The following is a 21,405-nucleotide window of genomic DNA, read 5'->3' as shown; positions in this document are numbered from 1 at the left end:
GTTGTAATCGCTCACCCCCCTGAGGAGCACGGTGCCCAACTCGAAGCTTGGCTCGCCACGCCGCGGTATGGACTCGACCGTTGAGGTCATCGAAACCATCGAAAATCCCGCCCCGGCCCGCGCACGCCGCTCTCGTTTCGCGTTCCGTAAGACCACCGTCACCATGACTTTGGCTGCCACGATCGCCGTTGGCACCCTCTTCGGGTACGCCTTCCACGCCCGCACCAGCTACGCCACCGACGCAGCCAACGAGGGCTTCACCAACGCGGTGCCCGCAGCAGCTGCCAAGGCCGCCGAGGAAGGCTTCGTCGACCGCTCCGAGGACGTCTCCCGCAACGCCATGCGCGAGGTGCTGAACGAGGCGGTTGCCGAGCAGAGCCTGAAGTCCCGCGATCAGGAGATCCGCGAGGACGCCGACGAGCTGGCGCAGACCGTCACCGACGAGACCTCCGCCGAGCGCATCGAGCTGATGGACGCCGACCTCAAGCTGGTCGAGAAGCAGGCCAAGAAGCTCAAGAAGGAGGCCGAGGAGGCCGCCAAGCGTCTCGAAGAGGCCCGCAAGGCCCTGGAGAACAACGGCATCGTCACCGACGGCATGAACGTCGACGAGATCGAGCGCCTCGCCAGCAACGGCGGCTCCATGCCCGTCAAGGACAACTACCGCGTCGGCGCCTACTTCGGCAAGACCGGCGTGTGGGCCCGTTACCACACCGGCCAGGACTTCCCCGCCCCCACCGGCACCAAGGTGTACGCGGCCGCGGCGGGCGTCGTGCTCAGCCCCACCGACGCCGGATGGGCCGGCACCAACGTCGTCATCCAGCACGACACCGGCGCCACCCTCTACGCTCACCTCTCCAGCACCACGGTCAGCGCCGGCGACTCCGTCGCCCCCGGCGATCTGATCGGCTACGTGGGCACCACCGGTCGCTCCTTCGGCGCCCACCTGCACTTCGAGTACTACAAGAACGGCACCACGCCGGGCGATGTGTACAGCGCGTCCGACCCGATGGAGTTCCTCCGGAGCAAGGGCGTCAACGCCTAAGCCCCCAGAACACGAGGGAGCCCCGCCATCTGGCGGGGCTCTTTCAATGTCCACTCTCATGTCCCTGCGCACAGTCGCGGCCTTTCGAGGCTCGGCCGCAGACGGCCTCGCACCTCGAAGAGCGTCAAATACTAGAGCTTTTCCATGGGGGCGTGCCTGAGGCTCAGGCGTTTGGTGCCCGCGGAGCCGAAGTCGACGTCGGCCTTGGTGTTGTCTCCCGCACCGTCGACGGCGAGCACGGTGCCCATTCCGAAGGTGGCGTGCAGCACGCGGTCGCCGACCACCACCGACGGCACCCGCGGGCCCGACTCAGAACGGCCGAAGCTCTGCACCGCCGACGAGGTGAGCCGGTTCCGCGTGGCCGACGAACTAGCCCAGGTGGTCTTGGCGCTGCCGGTCCGGCGCCAGTCCAGGACGTGGGCGGGGATCTCGTCGAGGAAGCGCGACGCCGGGTTGTGGGCGGGCTGCCCGAAGATCACCCGCAGGTCGCTGCGGCTGAGGTACAGCCGCTTGCGGGCGCGCGTGATGCCCACGTAGGCCAGCCGACGCTCCTCCTCCAGCTCCTTCGGGTCAGTCATCGCGCGCATGTGCGGGAAGATGCCCTCCTCCATGCCCGTCAGGAACACCGTGTCGAACTCCAGGCCCTTGGCTGTGTGCAGCGTCATCAGGGTGACGATGCCGGCGCTCTCGTCGTGATCCGGCACCTGGTCTGAGTCCGCCACCAGCGCGACCCGCTCCAGGAAGGCAGCCAGGGAGTCGTCGGGCTCGGGCATGCCCGCCGCCAGGCCGGAGGCGCTTTCCTCATCCAGGTCGACGGTGTTGGCCGCCGCCACGAACTCCTGAGCCACCGCGACGAGCTCCTCCAGGTTCTCGATCCGGGTGAGATCCTGGGGATCGGTGGAGGCCCGCAGCTCCGGCAGGTAGCCCGACTCCTTCAAGATCGACGTCAGGATCTCGTCGGCGGACACCCCCGCCGCCACCATCGCGCGATGGATGTTCATCACGTCGACGAAGCCGCGGATCTGGTTCAGCGAGCGGGTGGCCAGGCCAGGGCCCTGATCTGCGCGCTCCAGCGCCTCGAAGAAGCTGATCCCCTGCGACGCGGCCAACGCCGACACTGCGGCTTCCGCGCGAGCGCCGATGCCTCGCTTGGGCACGTTCAGGATGCGTCGCACCGACACGTCGTCGGCAGGGTTGGCCAGTGCGCGGAGGTAGGCGATCGCGTCGCGGATCTCGCGCCGCTCGTAGAAGCGCACCCCGCCGACCACCTTGTAGGGCATGCCGACGCGGATGAACACCTCCTCGATCGCTCGCGACTGCGCGTTGGTGCGGTAGAACACGGCGGTGTCGCCATAGGTGGAGACGCCCTTGTCCATCAACGCGTCGATCTCGGTGGCGACGAAGTGGGCCTCGTCCTGCTCGGTATCGGCCACCCAGCCGACGATCAGGTCGCCCTCGCCGAGGTCGGACCAAAGGTGCTTCTCGCGCCGCCCCTGGTTGCGGGAGATGACGGCGTTGGCGGCGGTCAGCACGTGCTGGGTGGAGCGGTAGTTCTGGTCGAGCACCACCGTGGTGGCGCCGGGGAAGTCCTGCTCGAAGTCCAGGATGTTGCGGATCGTCGCGCCTCGGAAGGCGTAGATCGACTGGTCAGAATCGCCCACCACCATCAGCTCAGCCGGCTCCACGACCGGGGTGCCAGGCGGCAGCTCGGCGGAGACGTCGCCGCAGAGTTCGCGGATCAGCACGTACTGGGCGGTGTTGGTGTCTTGGTATTCGTCGACGAGCACGTGACGGAACCGGCGCCGGTACTTCTCCCGGATCTCGGGGAAGGCCTGGAACAGGTTGACCGTGGTCATGATGAGGTCGTCGAAGTCGAGCGCGTTCGCGGCGCTCAGCCGCGTCTGGTAGTCGCGGTAGGCCTCCGCGTGCACCTTCTGCCTGGGCGACTCCGCCTCGGCCAGCGCGGTCTCGAAATCGACCAGCTCGTTCTTGTAGTTCCCGACGGCGTTCATCACCGCGCGCACCGGGTACTTCTTGGGGTCGACCTCCTGGTCGCGCAGCACCAGCGACATCAGGCGCTTGGAGTCGGCGTCGTCGTAGATGGAGAACGACTTGTTGATGCCGAACTTGTCGATGTCATTGCGCAGGATCCGCACGCACGCCGAGTGGAAGGTCGACACCCACATCAGCTTGGCGCGGTTGCCCACCAGGTCGACGACGCGCTCACGCATCTCAGCAGCTGCCTTGTTGGTGAACGTGATCGCCAGGATCGAGCCCGGGTGCACGTCGCGCTGCGACACCAGATGCGCGATCCGGCGCGTCAGCACCCGCGTCTTCCCTGAGCCCGCCCCGGCGACCACCAGCACCGGGGAGCCCGCGTGCAGCACCGCCTGACGCTGCGGCGGGTTCAGCCCGTCGAGCAGCTCCTCCTCGGTGATCCGCTTGGTCTTGAAGGAGGGCGCTGGCGCGTCGTCGGCCCGAGAGACGCGACGCGCCTCCTCCTCATCAGCGGAGGGAGCGAACACGGCGAACAGGTCGGGAAAGAGGGAATCAGACATCTCGACGGATACCCTACCCGGCACACAACGCTCTTTGAGGTGCGAGCGAAGCGAGCCTCGACAATCGAGGCGGGAGCGAAGCGCCGTGTTCACGCTCTTTGAGGTGCGAGCGAAGCGAGCCTCGAAAAGATCCGGCGCAACCCTTGGCAGGGACTGCTCTTCGACTGCCGGTCGCCCTTTTCGAGGCTCCGCTGCGCTCCGCACCTCAAAGAGCGTCAGTGGGTTCTCGTCCCTTGGAAGGAGAAGCGGAAGACCAGTTCCTCGCCCTCCGGGAGGCGGTACTCCGGGTGCGGCTGGGAGCCCCAGCTGTCGTCGCCAGCCACACCGCGACGCATCAGCGCCGGGCGCAGCACGGTGCGCTGGATCGGCGGCAGGTCCACCGGGTGCAGGGCGTTCTCCACCTCGAAGGGGGTCCACGGCAGCGCCGAGAACTCCATCGGGGTCTCGGCCTCGAACCTCAGGCCCCACCCATCCGCGCCGGTCACCGTCGCCCAGCGGACCCCGGTGTGGTTGCCGGACTCCTGGGGACGCACATACGGCGTCAGCTGTTGCGCCACATCGGCCCGGTACACCCCGAGCTTCGCGCCACCGCGACGGTCGACGTAGCTCTCCTCCGGACCCTCGCCGTACCAGGTGAGCCGGGACAGATCGGCGTCCGCGGTGAGCATCAGACCGAACTCCGGCGCATCCGGCAGCCCGTCGCCCGGGCAAAGGGTGAGGGTCACGTCGATCCGGCCGTCGCCGTCGACGCGGTACGCCAGGGTGCACTCGCTCGACGGCTGGCTGGGCAGCAGATAGGTGTAGCGGATCTCCACCGCATCGTCGCTCTCGACCAGCTCGGGACCGTCCTTGGCAGCCTTGGCGTAGCGGCTGGCCAGCAGCCACAGGCCGTCGCGCGCGGGCATGCCCCAGCCGTTCTCGTTGTCGGTGGGCGCGTGCCAGAAGTTGGGCTTCGGGATCGAGCGGAGCATCTCGCGCCCGCCGTCCGAGGTGTTCCCGTAGCGGTAGGACGCCAGGCCCCCGAACAACCGCGAGAACAGCACGGAGAAGTGGCGGCCTCGCACGCCGATGTTGGTCACCCCGTTGATCACCTCGGGCTTCGGGGCCCGATGGCGTGGGGCCCCGTTCTCAACCAGCACAGCAGCCTGACCGAAGGACACCTCATGCCCCGCCGCAGCCCAGCGCGTGGCGCTCCGCAGCCGGAAGGAGACCTCGACGACGTACTCCCCGGCCACCTGCGGCACGCTCACCGGCACCGCGTAGCCGGCGCTCGCTCCCGGCGCCACGTCGGTGTCCACGACCGCCTCAGCGAGCAGCACACCCTCGCGGGAGACGCTCACCACGCAGTCCAGCTCCGACGAGTTGGTGAACAGGTAGCGGTTGGTCACCTCGAAGCTCTCCCGCGTCACGTCGACGACGAGCGGCCGGTAGGCGAACTTCACCTCCTGCATCATCGGGGTGGGCGTGTGATCGGCGAACAGGATGCCGTTGGCGCTGAACTCGTAGTCGGTGGGGCGGTCGCCGCAGTCGCCGCCGTAGCCGAAGAACTCCTTGCCGTGGCGGTCCTTGAGCAGGATCGCCTGATCAGAGAAGTCCCAGATGAAGCCGCCCTGGAAGCGCGGCTCCCGGTAGGCCAGATCGATGTAGCGATCGACGGCGCCGAACGAGTTGCCCATGGTGTGGGCGTACTCGCACAGCACGAAGGGCTTGTCGAGGTTGGTCTGCAAGAACTCCTCCACCCCGGCGGCCGGGGTGTACATCTGGCTGTAGACGTCGGTGGTCTCGGGGTAACGCGGATCCCAGGTGACGCCCTCGTAGTGCACGGGACGGGTGTCCTGGGCGCGGAAGTAGGCGGCCACGTCGCGGATGTTGGTGCCGCCGAAGGACTCGTTGCCGCACGACCACATCACGATCGACGCATGGTTCTTGTCGCGCTGCAGCATGTTGGCGGCGCGGTCCAGCAGCACGTCGCGCCAGTCCTCCCGATCGCCCGGGACCACCTCTTCCAGCGTGACCCGCTCCGCCCGGTGCGCATCCCACTGGCCGTGCGACTCGAGGTTCATCTCGTCGATCACGTAGAGCCCGTACTCGCCGCACAGCTCGTAGAGGAAGGAGTTGTTGGGGTAGTGGCTGGTGCGCACCGCATTGATGTTGTGCGCCTTCATCAGGCGGATGTCGGCCTCGGTCTGCTCGCGGCTCATCACCCGACCTTGCAGGCCGAACTCGTGCCGGTTCACGCCCGTGAAGACGACGCGACGCCCGTTGATCTTGAGCACGCCGTCCTCGATGCCGAAGCGACGCACGCCCACACGCTGCGGGATCACCTCGACGACGGCGCCGGTCTCGTCGCACACCACGATCGTCAGGTCGTAGAGGTGGGGGTCCTCCGCGCTCCACAGCCTCGGCTGCGCGACCTCCACGACGAGCGCCCCGTCGCTCTCGGTCAGCTCGCCGACGCCGTCCAGCGACGCCCGCACGCTGCCTGCGCCCGCGAGGGTCACGTCGAGGCGCACCACCGCCGACGAGAAGTCGTCGGCCAGCTCGGTGGCGATCCGCAGATCCTCGGCGTGCACGGCCGGACGCCGGTACAGCACCACGTCGCGGAAGAGGCCGGAGAACCGGTAGAAATCCTGGTCCTCGATCCAGGAGCCGGCGGTCCACTTGAACACCTGGGCGGCCAGCTTGTTCTCGCCCTCGACGAGCGCGTCCGTGAGGTCGAACTCCGACGGGGTGAACGTGTCGGCGCCGTAGCCGATGTAGGTGCCGTTGCACCACACGGCGACGGCGCTCTCCGCCCCCTTGAACGCGACGCTGAGCCGCTCGCCGTCGGCCAGCGGCTGATCGAGGGTGAAGTGCGTCACATAGGAGGCAACCGGGTTGTGTCGCTCAGGCACCTGGCCGGGCCAGATGTCCTCGTGCCCGTCCCAGGGGTACTGCACGTTGGCGTACTGGGGACGGTCGTAGCCGTGCAGCTGGATGTGCGCGGGCACCGGGATGTCGTCCCAGGAGGAGGTGTCGTAGTCCACCGCCTCGAACCCCGGCACCGTGAGGCCGGGGTTCTTGGCGTAGTGGAACTTCCACAGTCCGTTCAGACAGGTCTCGAAGCTGCTCTCCCCCGCGGCCGCCTCGTCCGCGCCGGCGAACCAGCGATGGTCGGAGTGCGGAGCCAAGCGGGACTCCTGGAAGAAACGGGGGTCGGCAATCCGAGTGGGATCGAAGGTCACTTGATGGCTCCAGTCATACCTTGTGCGAAGGATCGTTGCAGGATAAGGAAGATCACCATGGTCGGCAGCGACGCGATGAGCACGGCGAGCATCAGTACACCGTAGTCGGTCACATAACCCGCCCTCAGGTTGGCGACCAGCATAGGCATGGTCTGGAAGGCGTTGTTGACCAGGATGACCTTTGGCCACAGGAAGTTGTTCCATGCGGTCATGAACGTGATGACGGCGGCCGCCGCCAGGGTGGATCGCATCGTCGGGAGGAAGATGCGGAAGAAGATGGCGATCTCCTTCAGGCCGTCGAGGCGCGCGGCCTCGATGATCTCGTGCGGGAAGCCGCGCGAGGCCTGACGGAACAGCAGCACCAGGAACGGCGTCGAGATGGCGGGCAGGATCACGGCGAACACCGAGTTCACCATGCCGACCGAGGCGAACAAACGGAACAGCGGGATCATGGTGGCCGCGAACGGGATCATCATGGCCAGCAGCAGGACGGCCATCAGGCGGTCCTTGCCCTTGGAGTGGAAGACCTCGAAGCCGTAGCCGGCGATCGAGCACACCAGCAGCGCCAGCACCGTGGTGACCACGGCGATGATCGCCGAGTACCAGAGCGCGGAGGCCACGTCCTGCTGCGCGACCAGCTTCTTGAAATTGTCCAGCAGCGCGGTGCCTGGCAGCAGGCGCGAGCTGAGCACGTCGTTGCTGGTGTTGGTGGCCGAGACCGCCATGAAGTACAGCGGAAAGACCGAGACGAACGCCGAGACGATCAGGAACAGGTAGGACGGGATCCTACGGAGCTTGGTCTTAGTCACGAGTGTCACCCACCTTCATCTGGATGAAGGCCAGGACCGCGACCATGATCAGGATCACGTAGGACAGCGCGGCGCCGTAGCCGAAATTGGGATTCTTCTGGAAGGACAGCTCGAACAGGTAGTGCGACATCGTCATCGTCGTGTAGGCCGGGCCGCCCTGGGTGAGGTTGAAAGACTCGTCGAAGAGCTGGATGGTGCCGTTGGTGGACATAATCGCGGTGAGCAGGATCATCGGCTTGAGCTGGGGCACCGTGACGTACCAGAACGTCTTGAAGGAACCTGCGCCGTCGATCTTGGCCGCCTCGAGCGACGAGGCGTCGATGTTCTGCAGTCCCGCGAGGAAGAACACCATGTTGTAGCCGGTCCAGCGCCACAGCAGGCCGAGGATGAGGACGAAGCGCGCCGTGTTGGTGTCACCCAGCCAGTTGATCGGTGAGTCGATGAAGCCCAGCGCCATCAGGAAGTCGTTGGCGATGCCGTCGTTGGCGAACATGGTGCGGAACACCAGCGAGTAGCTCACCAGTGAGACTGCACAGGGCAGGAAGATCGCGGTGCGCCACAGGCCCTTGAACCGCAAGTTGGGGTCGTTGAGGATGTTGGCCAGGATGATCGCGATCACCAGCATGATCGGCACCTGAATGAGCAGGTAGATGAAGGTGTTGGACACCGTCATCTTGAAGATCTCGTCCTTGAGAAGCCGGGAGTAGTTGAACCACAGCGGATCTGCCCAGTTCAGTTTGCTGCCGCGTCCGGTGCGCAGCGAGATCAGCAGCGCCTGGAACATCGGCCAGAAGCTCATCACCAGGATCAGCAGCGCGGCCGGGATCAGGAACACCCAGCCCGTCAGGTTGCGGCGCTGCTCGATGCCGAAGCGGCCCTTCCCTGAGCCGCGGGAGGTGCTCGCCTCCGTCGTCGTAAGTTGTGACATGTATATCGTCCGCCTTTCGTGACGGCGGGGGCGCGCCGTGACAGCACGCCCCCGTCGTCATCGAGGGATCACTGCATTGCGAACTCGACGTTGCTCTGCGCCTCCGCGAGGGCAGTATCGATATCGGTTCCGTCGAGGACCTTGGTCATCGCGGCGCTGACGGCGTCGCGGGCCTCGTAGTAGTAGGCGCCGGTGTTGTTGCTGGGCACCTGAGCCGAGAACTCCACCACCTTGGCGAAGACCTCCTGACCACCGAAGAACTCGTGCGGCTCGGCGTACACGGCGCTCTCGCCGGCCGGCAGCCAGTTGGCGACGGCGCCCGACGACGGGAGGATCGTGTCGTACAGCTCAGTGGAGCCGGCGAAGGTGGAGTTCAGGAAGTCGAACGCGAGCTCGGCGTTGGCGTTGGAGCTGACCGCCCACGACGAACCGCCGTTGGCGGAGTAGTTGGTGCCGCCGGGGATCTCGAGCTTCGGCAGGTTGGTGATGTTCCAGTTGCCGGCCTGATCCGTCGCGGTCTGGACGCTGCCCAGAATCCAGACGCCGTTCAGCACGCCCGCGACATTGCCGTTGGTGAAGCTGCCGACGTACTCGTCCCACGAGTTGAACTGCACCATGACGCCGGAGGTGACCAGCTCCTGGAAAACGTTCATGGAGGTGATCAGCGCCTCGTTGCCGACGATCGTTGGCTTGCCCTCGGCGTCGAACAGGCTGGCGCCGGCGCTCTGCAGCATCATCATGGGCAGGTCGGAGGAGCCGGTCTGGCCCGCCATCAGCGGCTTGCCGGTCTTCTCGAGGACTTCCTTGCCCTTCGCGATGAACTCGGTCCAGGTGATGTCGGTGAAGTCGTCGATGGTCATGCCAGCCTCCTTCAGCACATCCGTGCGAAGGGCGTTGACGGCGGTGCCGTTGTCGAACGGGAGTCCCCAGTTGGTGCCGTCGACGACGGAGTAGGCGGTGACGCTCTCCGGGAACTGCGAGAAGTCGACGCCGCTCTTCGAGTAGTCAGTGAACAGCTCGGGGTAGTTGATGACGTTCTTCTGGAACGCGTTGTTCTGCATCAGGAAGATGTCGGGCAACTCGTCGAAGGTCTGCGACTGCGCCAGGGTGGTGAGCTTGGCCTGCAGATCGTCCCAGGGCGTCTCCTCAACCTTGAGTTCGAAGTCGGGGTGATCCTTCTTGTAGATCTTCGCGGCCTCTTCCATCGCGTAGATGTTGAAGGCGGGATCCCAGGTCCAGACGGTGAGGGTGTTGCCGCCCTCGCCTCCGGTTTCGCCGCCCGTGTCGGTGCCGTCGCCGCCACCACCACACGCGGCCAACGCCAGGCTGAGCGGCAACGCGACGGCTGCCGCCGCGAGCTTCTTCCAAGTAGTCATCTGATTGTTCCCTCTCGGGTCGGTGTGTGCGCCGAAGCGCTGGACGACGGTCCGAAGGAGACTGGTCACCCTCGACCATCAAATGTTGACGTAAACATAGCAGCCGCTCGATCCGGAGAATAGCCGGGGTCAATAACGGACTGATAACGATTTTTACCGTGCCAAAAGTCTGCCGAACCCTCTGGCAACGTCGCCACAAGGGGGTCGCGATAGGATTCCTGCCATGGGTGGAGCGATACGGAAGAGCGGTCCGACGATCGCCGATGTCGCTCAACTCGCCGGCGTCTCGAGTCAGACCGTCTCGCGTGTCTCGACCGGGGCCGACAACGTCCGACCGGAGACCCGAGCCCGCGTCCTAGAGGCCATGGTCAAGCTCGGCTACTCGCCCAATCAAGCCGCCCGGTCCTTGCGCAACGGCACCTTCGGATCGCTGGGGCTGATTGCGCACCGGTATGAGCGAACGGGCGAGGTGCAGATCGCGAGCGGGGTGATCCGCGCCGCCGAGGAGCGCGGCTACACCGTGACCCTGCTCAGCATCGAGGCACCCGACGACGAGCACTGGCAGCAGGCCGCCCACCTCATCTCCAATCAGGCGATCGACGCCCTGATCATCGTGCGCGCCGAAGAGGCCAGTCCCTCCACGCTCAAGCTGCCGGCCCGGCTGCCCGTCGCGGTGTCTGACTCACGCCTCACGGGACACTATCCGTCGGTCATCGCCGACCAGGTGCAGGGCAGCATCGACGCCATCACCCATCTGCTCGACCTGGGGCACAGAACGGTTCACCACATCGCCGGGCCCACCGGATCCGTTCCCGCACAGATCCGCGAAGCAGGGTGGCAGCGCTGTCTCGAGTCGGCCGGGATCGTGGCCCCGCCCGTCCTACGCGGCGACTGGACGCCGAAGTCGGGCTGCCTCCTCGGCCAGATCATCAGCCGAGACCCGGAACTGACGGCTGTCTACGTCGCCAACGACGAGATGGCCATCGGCCTGATCCGCGCCCTGCACGAGAGCGGACGGAGGGTTCCGGAGGACATCTCCGTGGTGGGGTTCGACGGCATCGCGGTGGGCGAGTTCATCCATCCCCCTCTCACCACCGTGCGCCAGGACTTCGCCCGGATCGGCTCCACCCTGGTCGACGTCGTGCTCAGCCAACTCAACGAGCCCGATCTTCCGCCCTCCTACCGCACCGTGATCCCCACCGAGTTGGTGATCCGAAACACCACCGCGCCGCCACGCGGCTGAGAGGCGAGCCTGATCGGCTGTCAGAGCGGCCCACTAGACTCTTTCCATGACTCGGTTTGCCCGGCTACGCCTCTGGATCAACAGGGCAACGCTGGGCGTGCTACTGGCGCAACTCGCCATGATGATCGGGCTCACCGTGCTGGAGTCTGCTCGGAACAAGCGCCGCAAGCTCCGTAAGTTCCCCACGGTCAAGCCGGTGCCGATCCCCGCCTCCGACGATCAGGTCACCGTCTACACCTACGGCGAGGATCTCTACGCCGACATGCTCGCCGAGATCCATCGCGCCGAGCGGTTCATCTACTTCGAGACCTACATCTGGAAGTCCGACGAGGTGGGCCAGCGGTTCAAGGACGCACTCACCATGGCTGCCGAGCGCGGCGTGCGGGTGCACGTCGTCTGGGACGACTTCGCCAACCTGGTGGTGCCCCGAGGCTTCCTGCGGATGCCCAAGAACCTGCGCGTGATGCGCCATCCCGCCGTTCCCGCGCCGTGGTCGCCGCGCCATTGGGGCCGCGACCATCGCAAGCTGATGGTGGTCGACGGCCGCGTCGGGTTCATCGGCGGCTACAACATCGGCGCCCTGTACGCCACCGGCTGGCGCGACACCCACGCTCGCGTCGTCGGTCCCGGCGTGGCCGAGTTGGAGAACGCGTTCATCGACTTCTGGAACCTTCATGTGCGTCCCGGCAAGCACGAATACCTCACCGACGACCCACCGCGACGCTGGCTGAGCAAGCTGCGGGTGCACCGCAACACGCCACGCATCCAGGTGTATCCCATCCGGAACATGTACCTGGAGGCGATCGACCGGGCGCACCGGCACATCTGGCTCACCCACGCCTATCTGCTGCCCGACGCCGACCTGATCGCCGCGCTGCGCGACGCCGTACGTCGCGGCGTGGACGTGCGGATCATCATCCCGCATCGCTCCAACCACGTCGTCGCCGACTGGCTGGCCCGCAACTGCTACTCCACGCTGCTGCAGTCGGGCGTCCGGCTGTTCCTCTATCAAGGCGCGATGGTGCACGCCAAGACGGCGACCATAGACGGCATGTGGTCGACGATCGGCACCGCCAACCTCGACCGACTGAGCCTGATGGGCAACTACGAGGTGAACCTGGAGATCACCGACGTCGACGTCGCCGGCCAGATGGAAGAGATCTTCCGCGTCGATCAGACCAACACCATCGAACTCACCGAGGAGCGCTGGAACGCCCGCTCTCCCCTGGCCAAGTTCACCGAGCTGCTGCTCAGCCCCTGGCGGCCCATCTTCTAGTCGAGGTGGGCAGAGACCGGGTAAAGCTCAGGGTCAACCCCCATTGTCTATGCCCCCATCCGGGAGCACAGTTGATGACATGTGGACAATCATCGCGTACGTCATCGTCGGCCTCGTCGGAGGCTCCATCGCCAAGTCGCTCATGGGCAAGGAAAAGGGCACCTGGGTCTCCACCATCACCCTCGGCATCGTCGGTGCCCTGCTGGGCGGCTGGCTCGGCGGCCTGCTGTTCAACGTGCACTACTACAACATCTTCTCGATCAAGGGCGTCCTGTTCTCCGTCGTCGGCGCCGTCCTGGTGCTCGCCATTCAGGGCTGGATGGCCAAGCGCAAGGCCTGACCCCTCCGTCTCCCCCATCGACCGACCGTCACACCAAGTGGCGGTCGGTCGCCCATTTGGTGAGCTGGTGACGGTTGGACAGCTGGAGCTTGCGCAGCACGCTGGAGACGTGGGTCTCGACCGTCTTGACGGAGATGAACAGCTCCTTGGCCACCTCCTTGTAGGAGTAGCCGCGAGCGATCAACTTGAGCACCTCGCGCTCGCGGGCGCTGAGCTTGTCCAGATCCTCGTCCACCGACGGCACATCGGCCGCACCGCTGAAGGCGTCCAGCACGAAACCGGCCAGACGAGGCGAGAAGACGGCATCTCCGCCGGCCACGCGATGCATCCCCTCGATCAGCTCCTCCGAGCTGATCGACTTGGTCACATACCCGCGGGCACCGGCCCGGATCACGCCGATCACGTCCTGCGCGGCGTCCGACACCGACAGCGCCAGGAACTTCACCTCGGGCGCCACCGCGGCGACCTGCTTGATGATCTCGGCCCCACCGCCGCCGGGGAGGTGCACGTCGAGCAGCACCACGTCGGGGCGGGTCTCCGTGATGACCTTGACGGCCGACGCGACGTCTTCGCCCTCGCCGACCACCTCGACATGCGAGCCGATCTCGTGGCGCACCCCTGCGCGGAACATCGCGTGATCGTCGACGACCACCACCCGCAGTCGTCGTTCCTGCTCGCTCATCGCCGCATCTCCAGCCTCACCTCGGTGCCCTCGCCCGGGGCGGACCTGATCGTGGCAGATCCCCCGTGGCGCTGCATTCTTGCCTTGATCGATTCTCGCACGCCCATCCGACCGTCGGGCACGGACGCTTGATCGAAGCCCTTGCCGCGGTCGCGGACGAACACCTCGACGACGTCCTCCTCCACCTCGGCGAACACGTCGATCCGCGGCGCCCCGGAGTGCTTGGCCGCGTTGGTCACGGCCTCGCCGGCTGCTTGGACCATCGCTTCGACCCGCGGATCGACCGGCACATCGCCGACGCAGACCAGCTCCACGTCGACGGAGAACTTGGCCTCCACCTCGTCGCACACCACCAGCAGCGCACCCTTGAAGGAGGTGGGCTTGGGCGGCTCTCCGTAAAGCCAGGTGCGCAGCTCTCGCTCCTGACGGCGAGCCAGGGTGGCGACGGCGACCGGATCGTCGGCGCGGCGCTGGATGAGGGCCAGCGTCTGCAGCACCGAGTCGTGCAGATGCGCCGCCATATCCGCGCGCGCTTCGGCCCTCATCTTCTCGTCTGTAGCGCTGCGCACCTTGAGGCGCTGGCGCTGCAGCCACGGGGCGGCCACCACGACCAGGCCTGCCACCAGGATGGCCGACGAGGCCAGCACAGGCGGCAAGGCGCTGATGCCCACCTGAGTGGCGAGCAGCCAGCTGAGGCCAAGGCTCACCAGAAGCAGCCCGCCCACCAGACGGAGCACACCGAGCGCCCCCGCACCGGTGATGAACTGCTGCCAGCGCGTCGCTCCAGAAGGCGCCTTGGTGTTGCGGGGATCGTCGACGCGCATCCACAGCACAGCGACGCCCACCGCCCCGATCACCAACGGCCAGAACACCGTCGACGAGAAGTCGTTGCCGATCACGAACAGCCACAGCACGCCCACCAGGAGCACGGCACCGGCAACCATCAGGGCGGGGTCGAGCGGGGCCGCCTTGTCCTCGGTGGAGCGGAAGCCTCGGCGGCTAGCGGATTCCAGGCCCGGCGCCTCGATCTCCTTGCGCACCGGGACGAACACCCACAGCACCGCGTACAGCGCCAGCCCGATGCCCCAGACCAGGGCGAGCACGACGAACAGCGACCGCACCAGCCGGGTGGAGACCCCGACGTGCTGCGCGAGTCCGCTGGCTGCACCGGCGATCCGACGCTGCGCGGGATCGCGGGTCAGCGCCGGGGCCGGCGGGCGCGGTGGCGCCGGGAGAGCGGGCGCGCGGGTCTGCAAGTCTTCCATCGTGCTCCACAGCCTTCCATGTGAAGCAGCCGCTCACCAGGGCCGGAGGGATGAACCAGGGGCCCCGAGCGCATAACTCAGGTATCACTCAGGGTGCTGCCCGATGTTGGCCGGGGCGAGAGGCGACGATACTGGTCGGCATGCAAGAGTCGCGGAGTCTGATCGGATGGGTGGATCCCCGTCTCGAAGGGCTTCAGCGACCCGCGGATCCCGGACGAACACCCGGACTGTGCCGGGCGATCAGCCAATACACCGGTTTCGACGTCACGCTCGTGCGGGCGTTGTTCATCCTGCTGACCCTGAGCACCGGCGTCGGCGTCCTCCTCTACGCGTGGGGCACCATCCTGTCCCTCGGCGCCGATGGACGCCGCCCCATCGACTCGCTGCTGCCGTCGTTCACGCAGTGGTCGGTCAAGACCCAGGCCATCATCGTCGCCGTCAGCGCCTTCCTGTTCATGGTTTCCTTCGGCCAGATGGCGCCGATGCCCTTCGTGGTGGCCGTCGTCGTTCTGATCCTGCTGTATGCCGCCACTTCACGCGCTAGGAGATCGCCCATGCCTTCGCCTCCCTCCCCTCGGACCACCGAGGCCGATTCCCTGACCGCGGCAGAGCGAGCGCACAGCGTCGACGAATGGCGCGCGGCGATGCAGCAGGCCGTCAACCACCCCGTCGCCCCTCGGGAACCCGACGACCTGCCCGTGCTCGACCTCTACGGTCCGCAGCCGGAACCGGAGCCCCAGCCTCCGAAGCCGAAGTCGAGTTGGGCAACAGGCACCCTGATTCTGTTGAGCGGCACGCTCGCGTTCTTCGCCGGTGCCTATCTGGCACCGTGGACGCCCGTGGCGGTAGGCCTCGGAATAGCCGCCGCCGTCATGGGTGGCCTCACCTTCATCAGCGCCCTCACCCTGCGGGGACGTCAGGTTCCCCGCCTCGTGCTGGGCATCGTCGCGTCGACGGCGCTGGCCTCCGCCGTACTGCCGATGATCGACAACGGCTATTACCCCTACGACGACGCCGCCGAGGCCGCAGCGACGATGATGGCGGACGAAGGACTGACCGACATACGTGAGACCATCACCGCTGGCAGCGGCGGGAAGACCGTCGTCGACCTCTCTGATAGGGCCCCTGGTTGGGGTGAACGGGTGACCTACGAGGTCTACGCCTCCGACACCGACCTCACCGTGCGAATCCCGGCGGGTCAGATCGAGGGCGTGAGCCTCAATGGCGACTACGTCGAACTGCCGCCCTCAAACTACGACACAGAGGCCATCCCCATGTACGTGGAGGTCTACGGCGACAACGTCGACCTCACCGTGCGCTTTCCCGAGAGCATCACGCTCCCAGCGGGCATCTCATTGGAACGAGACCTGTCGATCTATGACCTATCCGACTACAGCGAGACAAACCCTCTGGTTTTCAACATCAGCGGTGAAGATGCCCAAGTATTCCTCACTGTGCCGAAAGGCAAGACCTGGGTGACGCAGGACGGCTCAGATCTCCTGGGCGAAGAAGGCAAGATGCCACTCGTCGTGAACGTGACCGGTGAAGCGGTCACGGTAACCTTGAAGGAAATCTGATGAAACCTCGAATCGACGCCATCGCCGTCGTGGTGGCTCTCACCGCCATCGGCTTCGGCATCACGGCGTGCTACGCGACGGTCTACACGGTGGAGGCGATGCACATGCAGTGGATACTCGCCCTCATCCTGATCTTCTCCGGCGGTGCCGGCCTGCTGGCCCTCCGGGCTCCAAGGAACAAGAGCAAGAACAATCGAAAGGAAATCCGATCATGACCCTCACCCGTTCTGACGACGACAAGTGGATCGCAGGAGTCTGCGGCGGTCTCGCCCAGGGCTTCGGCGTGGAGGCGCAGTGGATCCGGCTCGGTTTCGCGATCTTCGCCATCTTCGGCGGCGCCAGCATCGCCATCTACGTGCTGCTCTGGATCATCCTCCCCCGCCCCACCGGCGGCACGATCGCTGAAGAAGCGATCAAGAAGGGCAAGGACTGGTACGCAGACAACAAGAAGCCGAAGGACGAGTTCTAGTCCTCCTGCACCCCACGCCCCTCGACGTGCCCCTTCACGCTCTTTGAGGTGCGGAGCGCAGCGGAGCCTCGAAAAGAGCCAGCGCGACACAACAGACCGACCCAGCCACGGCATCCGTGGCTGGGTCGTTTCTTTGGCTTACGGGGGCTCTTTTCGAGGCTCGTTCCTCGCACCTCAAAGAGCGTCATCGGTGCTTCGCGCTTGCCTTGATTGTCGAGGCTCGTTCCTCGCACCTCAAAGAGCGTGATCGTGGTGCTCCGCGCCCTCTTGACTGTCGAGGCTCCGCTGCGCTCCGCACCTCAAAGAGCGTGGGAGGTCACTCCCACTCGATGGTGCCGGGGGGCTTGCTCGTGATATCCACCACAACCCGGTTGACGCCCTCGCACTCGTTGGTGATGCGCGTCGACATCTTGGCCAGCAGGTCGTAGGGCAGCTGGGCCCAGTCGGCGGTCATGGCGTCGTCGGAGGTGACGGGACGCAGCACAATGGGGTGACCGTAGGTCCGGCCGTCGCCCTGCACGCCCACGGAGCGCACGTCGGCCAGCAGCACCACCGGGAACTGCCAGATGTCGCGCTCGAGGTTGGCCTTGGCCAGCTCCTCGCGAGCGATCGCGTCGGCCTTGCGAAGCAGATCCAGGCGCTCCTGGGTGACCTCGCCGACGATCCGGATGCCAAGACCGGGACCGGGGAACGGGTGGCGCCACACCATCGACTCGGGCAGGCCGAGCTGCAGGCCCACCGCCCGCACCTCGTCTTTGAACATGCTGCGCAGCGGCTCGATCAGGGTGAACTGGAGGTCGTCGGGCAGGCCGCCGACGTTGTGGTGGCTCTTGATGTTGGCCGCGCCCTCGCCGCCGCCCGACTCCACCACGTCGGGGTACAGGGTGCCCTGGACGAGGAAGTCGATGCCGCGCTCGCCGGCCAGCTGAGCAGCGGTGGCCTCGAAGGTGCGGATGAACTCGCGACCGATGATCTTGCGCTTGGTCTCGGGATCGGTGACTCCGGCCAGCGCGGTGAGGAAACGATCCCGCTCGTCAGCGACCACCAGGTCGACGCCAGTGACGTCCACGAAGTCCTTCTTCACCTGATCGGCCTCGCCCTGGCGGAGCAGGCCGTGATCGACGAAGACGCAGGTGAGCTGGGAGCCGATGGCCCGCTGCACCAGGGCTGCGGCCACGGCGGAGTCGACGCCGCCGGACAGCGCGCACAGCACGCGGCGGTCGCCCACCTGGTTCTGGATCTGCTCGATGGCCTCGCTGACCATGTTCTCGGCCGTCCAGCTACGGCTGAGCCCCGCGATGTCGTAGAGGAAGTGCTCCAGCACCTGCTGACCGCGCTGGCTGTGCAGCACCTCGGGGTGCCACTGCACGCCGGCAAGCTTCTTGGACGCACACTCGAACGCCGCGACGGGGGCCCCGGCCGTGCGGGCCAGCACCTTGAAGCCCTGGGGGGCCTTGGAGACGGAGTCGCCGTGGCTCATCCACACGTTCAGGGTGTTGGGCAGCGACGCCAGCAGCGACCCGGGGCTGGAGATGGACAACGGCGTGCGGCCGTACTCGCGCAGTCCCGTCTCTGCGACGGTGCCGCCCAGCGCCTGCGTCATGGCCTGGAAGCCGTAGCAGATGCCGAACACGGGGATGCCGGTCTCGAACAGCGCCGGGTCGACCTTGGGAGCCCCGTCCTCGTAGACCGAAGACGGTCCACCGGACAGGATGATCGCCGCAGGCTTCCTGGCCACGATCTCGTCGACGCTCAGCTTGGAGCTGACGATCTCCGAATAGATCTGCGCCTCGCGCACGCGTCGCGCGATGAGCTGGGCGTACTGCGCGCCGAAGTCGACCACCAGCACGGGGTCATGATGAGCACTCATGGGCGGCAGTCTAGTGGAGCGCAAAGGAACGACCCAGCCACGGTGAAACCATGGCTGGGTCGCTTTACGCTCTTTGAGGTGCGAGCTTGCGAGCCTCGAAAAGAGCGTGACGGGGTGATGGGTCAGTCGACGATGCCCTCGAAGAGGACGGTGGACAGGTAGCGCTCGCCGAAGTCGGGAACGATCACGACGATGTTCTTGCCGGCGTTCTCGGGACGGGCGGCCACCTCGGCGGCGGCGGACAGCGCGGCGCCGGACGAGAGACCGACGAGCAGGCCCTCCTCCTTGGCGGCGCGACGGGCGAACTCGACGGCGTGGTCGATGTTGCGCGGGAGCACCTCGTCGATCACGCTGCGGTCGAGGATCTCGGGGATGAAGTTGGCGCCGATGCCCTGGATCTTGTGGGGGCCGGGGGCGTTGCCGGACAGGATGGCCGACTCCTCCGGCTCGACGGCGACGACCTTCACGTTGGGGTTGCGCTCCTTGAGCACCTGGCCGACGCCGGAGATGGTGCCGCCGGTGCCGATGCCGGCCACGAAGATGTCGACGTTGCCGTCGGTGTCGGCCCAGATCTCCTCAGCGGTGGTCTCGCGGTGCACCTTCAGGTTGGCGGGGTTGGCGAACTGACGAGCCAGGATGCCGCCACGCTCGGCGGCCACTTCCTCGGCCTTGGCCACGGCGCCCTTCATGCCTGCGGGGCCGGGGGTGAGCACGAGCTCCGCACCGTAGGCGCGCAGCAGCGCGCGACGCTCCAGCGACATGGTCTCCGGCATGGTCAGCACGACGTTGTAGCCGCGCGCCGCGCCCACCAGGGCCAGCGCGATACCGGTGTTGCCCGAGGTGCCCTCGACGATCGTTCCGCCCGGCTTCAGCTCGCCCGAGGCCTCCGCAGCGTCGATGATGGCGGCGCCGATGCGGTCCTTGACCGAGTTGGCGGGGTTGTAGAACTCCAGCTTCGCAATGACGTTCGCGTTGTCACCGGCGATGCGGTTGAGCTTGACGAGAGGCGTGCGGCCAATCACGGCCGTGACGTTCGAGTAGATGGTCATGCCACCGCCAACCATGCTCCGCGCGCGATTATTCCCACCTCCGCACGATTCGCTGAAAGCGAACCACCTACCAGCGGGATCTCTAAAGAACCTCCGTCGCCGCTCGCTCCACGGCGAGGCCGGCTACGTAGCGCTCCAAGTAGGCGGCAAACCCGTCGACCTCCGCCCGATCCGCCTCGACGACCGACGTCTCCGCGTCCGGGAACACCGTGCCGTCGAGGTAGGTCGCGAGGCTCTGTCCGGACCCACCGCCCAGATAGGCGGCGAGGACAGCCATCCCCCAGGCGCCGCCCTCAGAAGCCGTCTCGCCGACGGCGACAGGAGCGTTCAGCGCGCTGGCAAGGAAACGCTGCGCGACACCGGCCGTGCGGAACATGCCCCCGTGGGCGAACATCCGATCCAGCGCGACGCCTTCCTCGTCCAGCACGCGCATGCCGAGCGCCAGGGTGCCGAAGACCCCGTACAGCTGGGCGCGCATCGTGTTGGCCAGCGTGAACCGGCTGTCCGGCGTGCGCACAAACAAGGGACGCCCCTCGGTGGTTCCGGTGAGCGGCTCGCCGGCCAGGTAGTTGTAGGCCAGCAGCCCGCCGGCGTCCGCCTCTCCGTCGAGCGCCTCTCGGAACAGCGTCTCGTAGACGGCATCCGGGTCCAGCGCCTGGCCGGCGGCCTCCGCGAAGCGGGAGAACATGCCAACCCAGGCGGCCAACTCGCTGGCACCGTTGTTGCAGTGCACCATGGCCACCGGATCGCCGGCGGGGGTGGTCACCAGGTCCAGCTCGAGATGCACCTGGCTGAGCGGGCGCTCCAGTACCACCATCGCGAAGATGCTGGTGCCGCAGCTGACGTTGCCGCTCCGGGGAGCGACGGCGTTGGTCGCCACCATGCCGGTACCTGCGTCTCCCTCCGGCGGACACAGCGGGATACCGGGGCGAAGCGCGCCGGTGGGATCCAACAGCGCCGCGCCCTCCTCGGTCAAGTTGCCCGCCGGCTGCCCCGCGACGAGGATCTCCGGCAGCAGCTCGGTCAGCCTCTGGCCGGAGAGGCGCTCGCTCGCGACTTCGTCGAAGCGGGCCACCATGGTCGCGTCGTAGCCGCCGGTGGCCGCGTCGATCGGGAACATGCCCGACGCGTCACCGACGCCCAGCACCTTGCTCCCCGTCAGCTTCCAGTGCACGTAACCGGCCAGCGTCGTGAAGAAGCGCACCTGGGAGACGTGGGGCTCCTCGTCGATGACGGCCTGGTAGAGATGCGCGATCGACCAGCGCAGCGGGATGTTGGCGCCGAACAGTTCCACCAACTCCGCCGACGCCGGGCCGGTGTTGGTGTTGCGCCAGGTGCGGAAGTTCGCCAGCAGCTCTCCGTCGGCGCCGAAGGCCAGGTAGCCGTGCATCATGGCCGAGACGCCCAGCGAACCGAACGTCTCCGGACGAAGGCCGTGCTTGGCCTCTGCATCGGCGACCAGATCGGCGTAAGCGGCGACCAGTCCCGTCCAGACAGCCTCGAGAGGGTAGGTCCAGAGCCGATCCACGAACTGGTTCTCCCACGCGTGCGACCCGACGGCGAGCACGGTCGACGGATCGTCGGCCGCGACCAGGCAGGCCTTGATCCGGGTCGATCCGAGTTCGATGCCCAACGCCGTGCGCCCGAGCCGGATCAACTCAGCGCGAGACGTCTCTTCCCGTCCGGCGGACGCCATG

Annotated in this window: 17 protein-coding genes; 7 read left to right on the top strand and 10 right to left on the bottom strand. The window is 66.6% G+C overall.

Going from position 1 to position 21,405, the window contains the following annotated elements:
• The first annotated feature begins 31 nt into the window (after window positions 1-31).
• Window positions 32-1,042: a M23 family metallopeptidase gene (locus tag P0D62_RS08350; RefSeq protein ID WP_275702176.1), complete on the top strand. Its 1,011-nt coding sequence runs from the start codon at window positions 32-34 to the stop codon at window positions 1,040-1,042.
• 131 nt (window positions 1,043-1,173) lie between these two features.
• Here the strand turns inward: P0D62_RS08350 and pcrA are convergent, their stop codons facing one another.
• The 5 genes from pcrA to P0D62_RS08325 all read right to left on the bottom strand — a co-directional run bounded on the left by pcrA (window position 1,174) and on the right by P0D62_RS08325 (window position 9,937).
• Window positions 1,174-3,600, bottom strand: a complete 2,427-nt coding sequence (gene pcrA, locus P0D62_RS08345; RefSeq protein WP_275702175.1) for a DNA helicase PcrA — start codon at window positions 3,598-3,600, stop codon at window positions 1,174-1,176.
• Window positions 3,601-3,815: 215 nt separating this feature from the next.
• The gene (locus P0D62_RS08340; protein WP_275702174.1) at window positions 3,816-6,824 is read right to left on the bottom strand and encodes a glycoside hydrolase family 2 TIM barrel-domain containing protein; all 3,009 of its coding nucleotides are present in this window, start codon (window positions 6,822-6,824) and stop codon (window positions 3,816-3,818) included.
• On the bottom strand, window positions 6,821-7,633 hold the full coding sequence (locus P0D62_RS08335) for a carbohydrate ABC transporter permease (protein WP_275702173.1): 813 nt from the start codon (window positions 7,631-7,633) through the stop codon (window positions 6,821-6,823). Before P0D62_RS08335 ends, P0D62_RS08340 begins: the two co-directional genes overlap by 4 nt.
• Window positions 7,626-8,561 carry a carbohydrate ABC transporter permease gene (locus P0D62_RS08330; RefSeq protein ID WP_275702172.1) on the bottom strand — a complete coding sequence of 312 codons (936 nt, stop codon included), beginning with the start codon at window positions 8,559-8,561 and terminating at the stop codon, window positions 7,626-7,628. Before P0D62_RS08330 ends, P0D62_RS08335 begins: the two co-directional genes overlap by 8 nt.
• Window positions 8,562-8,629: 68 nt before the next feature.
• Window positions 8,630-9,937 (bottom strand): extracellular solute-binding protein, encoded by a 1,308-nt coding sequence (locus P0D62_RS08325; RefSeq protein WP_275702171.1) that lies wholly within the window; start codon window positions 9,935-9,937, stop codon window positions 8,630-8,632.
• Between the two features lie 223 nt (window positions 9,938-10,160).
• Between P0D62_RS08325 and P0D62_RS08320 the strand changes: the two genes are divergently transcribed.
• The 3 genes from P0D62_RS08320 (at window position 10,161) to P0D62_RS08310 (ending at window position 12,796) form a co-directional block, all read left to right on the top strand.
• Window positions 10,161-11,180, top strand: a complete 1,020-nt coding sequence (locus P0D62_RS08320; protein ID WP_275702170.1) for a LacI family DNA-binding transcriptional regulator — start codon at window positions 10,161-10,163, stop codon at window positions 11,178-11,180.
• Window positions 11,181-11,226: 46 nt separating this feature from the next.
• Window positions 11,227-12,456 carry a phospholipase D-like domain-containing protein gene (locus tag P0D62_RS08315; protein ID WP_275702169.1) on the top strand — a complete coding sequence of 410 codons (1,230 nt, stop codon included), beginning with the start codon at window positions 11,227-11,229 and terminating at the stop codon, window positions 12,454-12,456.
• 79 nt (window positions 12,457-12,535) lie between these two features.
• Window positions 12,536-12,796: a GlsB/YeaQ/YmgE family stress response membrane protein gene (locus P0D62_RS08310; protein ID WP_275702168.1), complete on the top strand. Its 261-nt coding sequence runs from the start codon at window positions 12,536-12,538 to the stop codon at window positions 12,794-12,796.
• A gap of 28 nt (window positions 12,797-12,824) precedes the next feature.
• Here the strand turns inward: P0D62_RS08310 and P0D62_RS08305 are convergent, their stop codons facing one another.
• Both P0D62_RS08305 and P0D62_RS08300 read right to left on the bottom strand, forming a co-directional pair.
• Complete coding sequence (locus P0D62_RS08305) at window positions 12,825-13,478, bottom strand: response regulator (RefSeq protein WP_275702167.1); 654 nt, start codon at window positions 13,476-13,478, stop codon at window positions 12,825-12,827.
• Window positions 13,475-14,743 carry an ATP-binding protein gene (locus P0D62_RS08300; RefSeq protein ID WP_275702166.1) on the bottom strand — a complete coding sequence of 423 codons (1,269 nt, stop codon included), beginning with the start codon at window positions 14,741-14,743 and terminating at the stop codon, window positions 13,475-13,477. Before P0D62_RS08300 ends, P0D62_RS08305 begins: the two co-directional genes overlap by 4 nt.
• Before the next feature lie 140 nt (window positions 14,744-14,883).
• On the opposite strand from P0D62_RS08300, the gene P0D62_RS08295 reads away from it, so the two are divergent.
• From P0D62_RS08295 to P0D62_RS08285, 3 genes are read left to right on the top strand one after another with little or no spacing between them, the layout of a single operon-like run.
• Window positions 14,884-16,320: a PspC domain-containing protein gene (locus tag P0D62_RS08295; RefSeq protein ID WP_275702165.1), complete on the top strand. Its 1,437-nt coding sequence runs from the start codon at window positions 14,884-14,886 to the stop codon at window positions 16,318-16,320.
• On the top strand, window positions 16,320-16,535 hold the full coding sequence (locus tag P0D62_RS08290; protein ID WP_275702164.1) for a hypothetical protein: 216 nt from the start codon (window positions 16,320-16,322) through the stop codon (window positions 16,533-16,535). The genes P0D62_RS08295 and P0D62_RS08290 overlap by 1 nt, the downstream gene beginning before the upstream one ends.
• On the top strand, window positions 16,532-16,789 hold the full coding sequence (locus tag P0D62_RS08285) for a PspC domain-containing protein (protein WP_275702163.1): 258 nt from the start codon (window positions 16,532-16,534) through the stop codon (window positions 16,787-16,789). The genes P0D62_RS08290 and P0D62_RS08285 overlap by 4 nt, the downstream gene beginning before the upstream one ends.
• 316 nt (window positions 16,790-17,105) lie before the next feature.
• Here P0D62_RS08285 and guaA read toward each other — a convergent pair whose 3' ends face one another.
• From guaA to P0D62_RS08270, 3 genes are all read right to left on the bottom strand, one after another.
• Entirely contained in the window at window positions 17,106-18,659 is a 1,554-nt protein-coding gene (gene guaA, locus P0D62_RS08280; RefSeq protein WP_275702162.1) for a glutamine-hydrolyzing GMP synthase, read from the bottom strand.
• Window positions 18,660-18,781: 122 nt separating this feature from the next.
• Window positions 18,782-19,708 (bottom strand): cysteine synthase A, encoded by a 927-nt coding sequence (gene cysK, locus P0D62_RS08275; protein WP_275702161.1) that lies wholly within the window; start codon window positions 19,706-19,708, stop codon window positions 18,782-18,784.
• 82 nt (window positions 19,709-19,790) lie between these two features.
• On the bottom strand, window positions 19,791-21,404 hold the full coding sequence (locus P0D62_RS08270) for a xylulokinase (protein WP_275702160.1): 1,614 nt from the start codon (window positions 21,402-21,404) through the stop codon (window positions 19,791-19,793).
• Between the last annotated feature and the right edge of the window lies 1 nt (window position 21,405).

Origin of the sequence: Tessaracoccus caeni, from assembly GCF_029211185.1 — a bacterium.
Classification (GTDB): Bacteria; Actinomycetota; Actinomycetes; order Propionibacteriales; family Propionibacteriaceae; genus Arachnia; species Arachnia caeni.
This window is presented reverse-complemented; position numbering and strand designations above follow the sequence as displayed.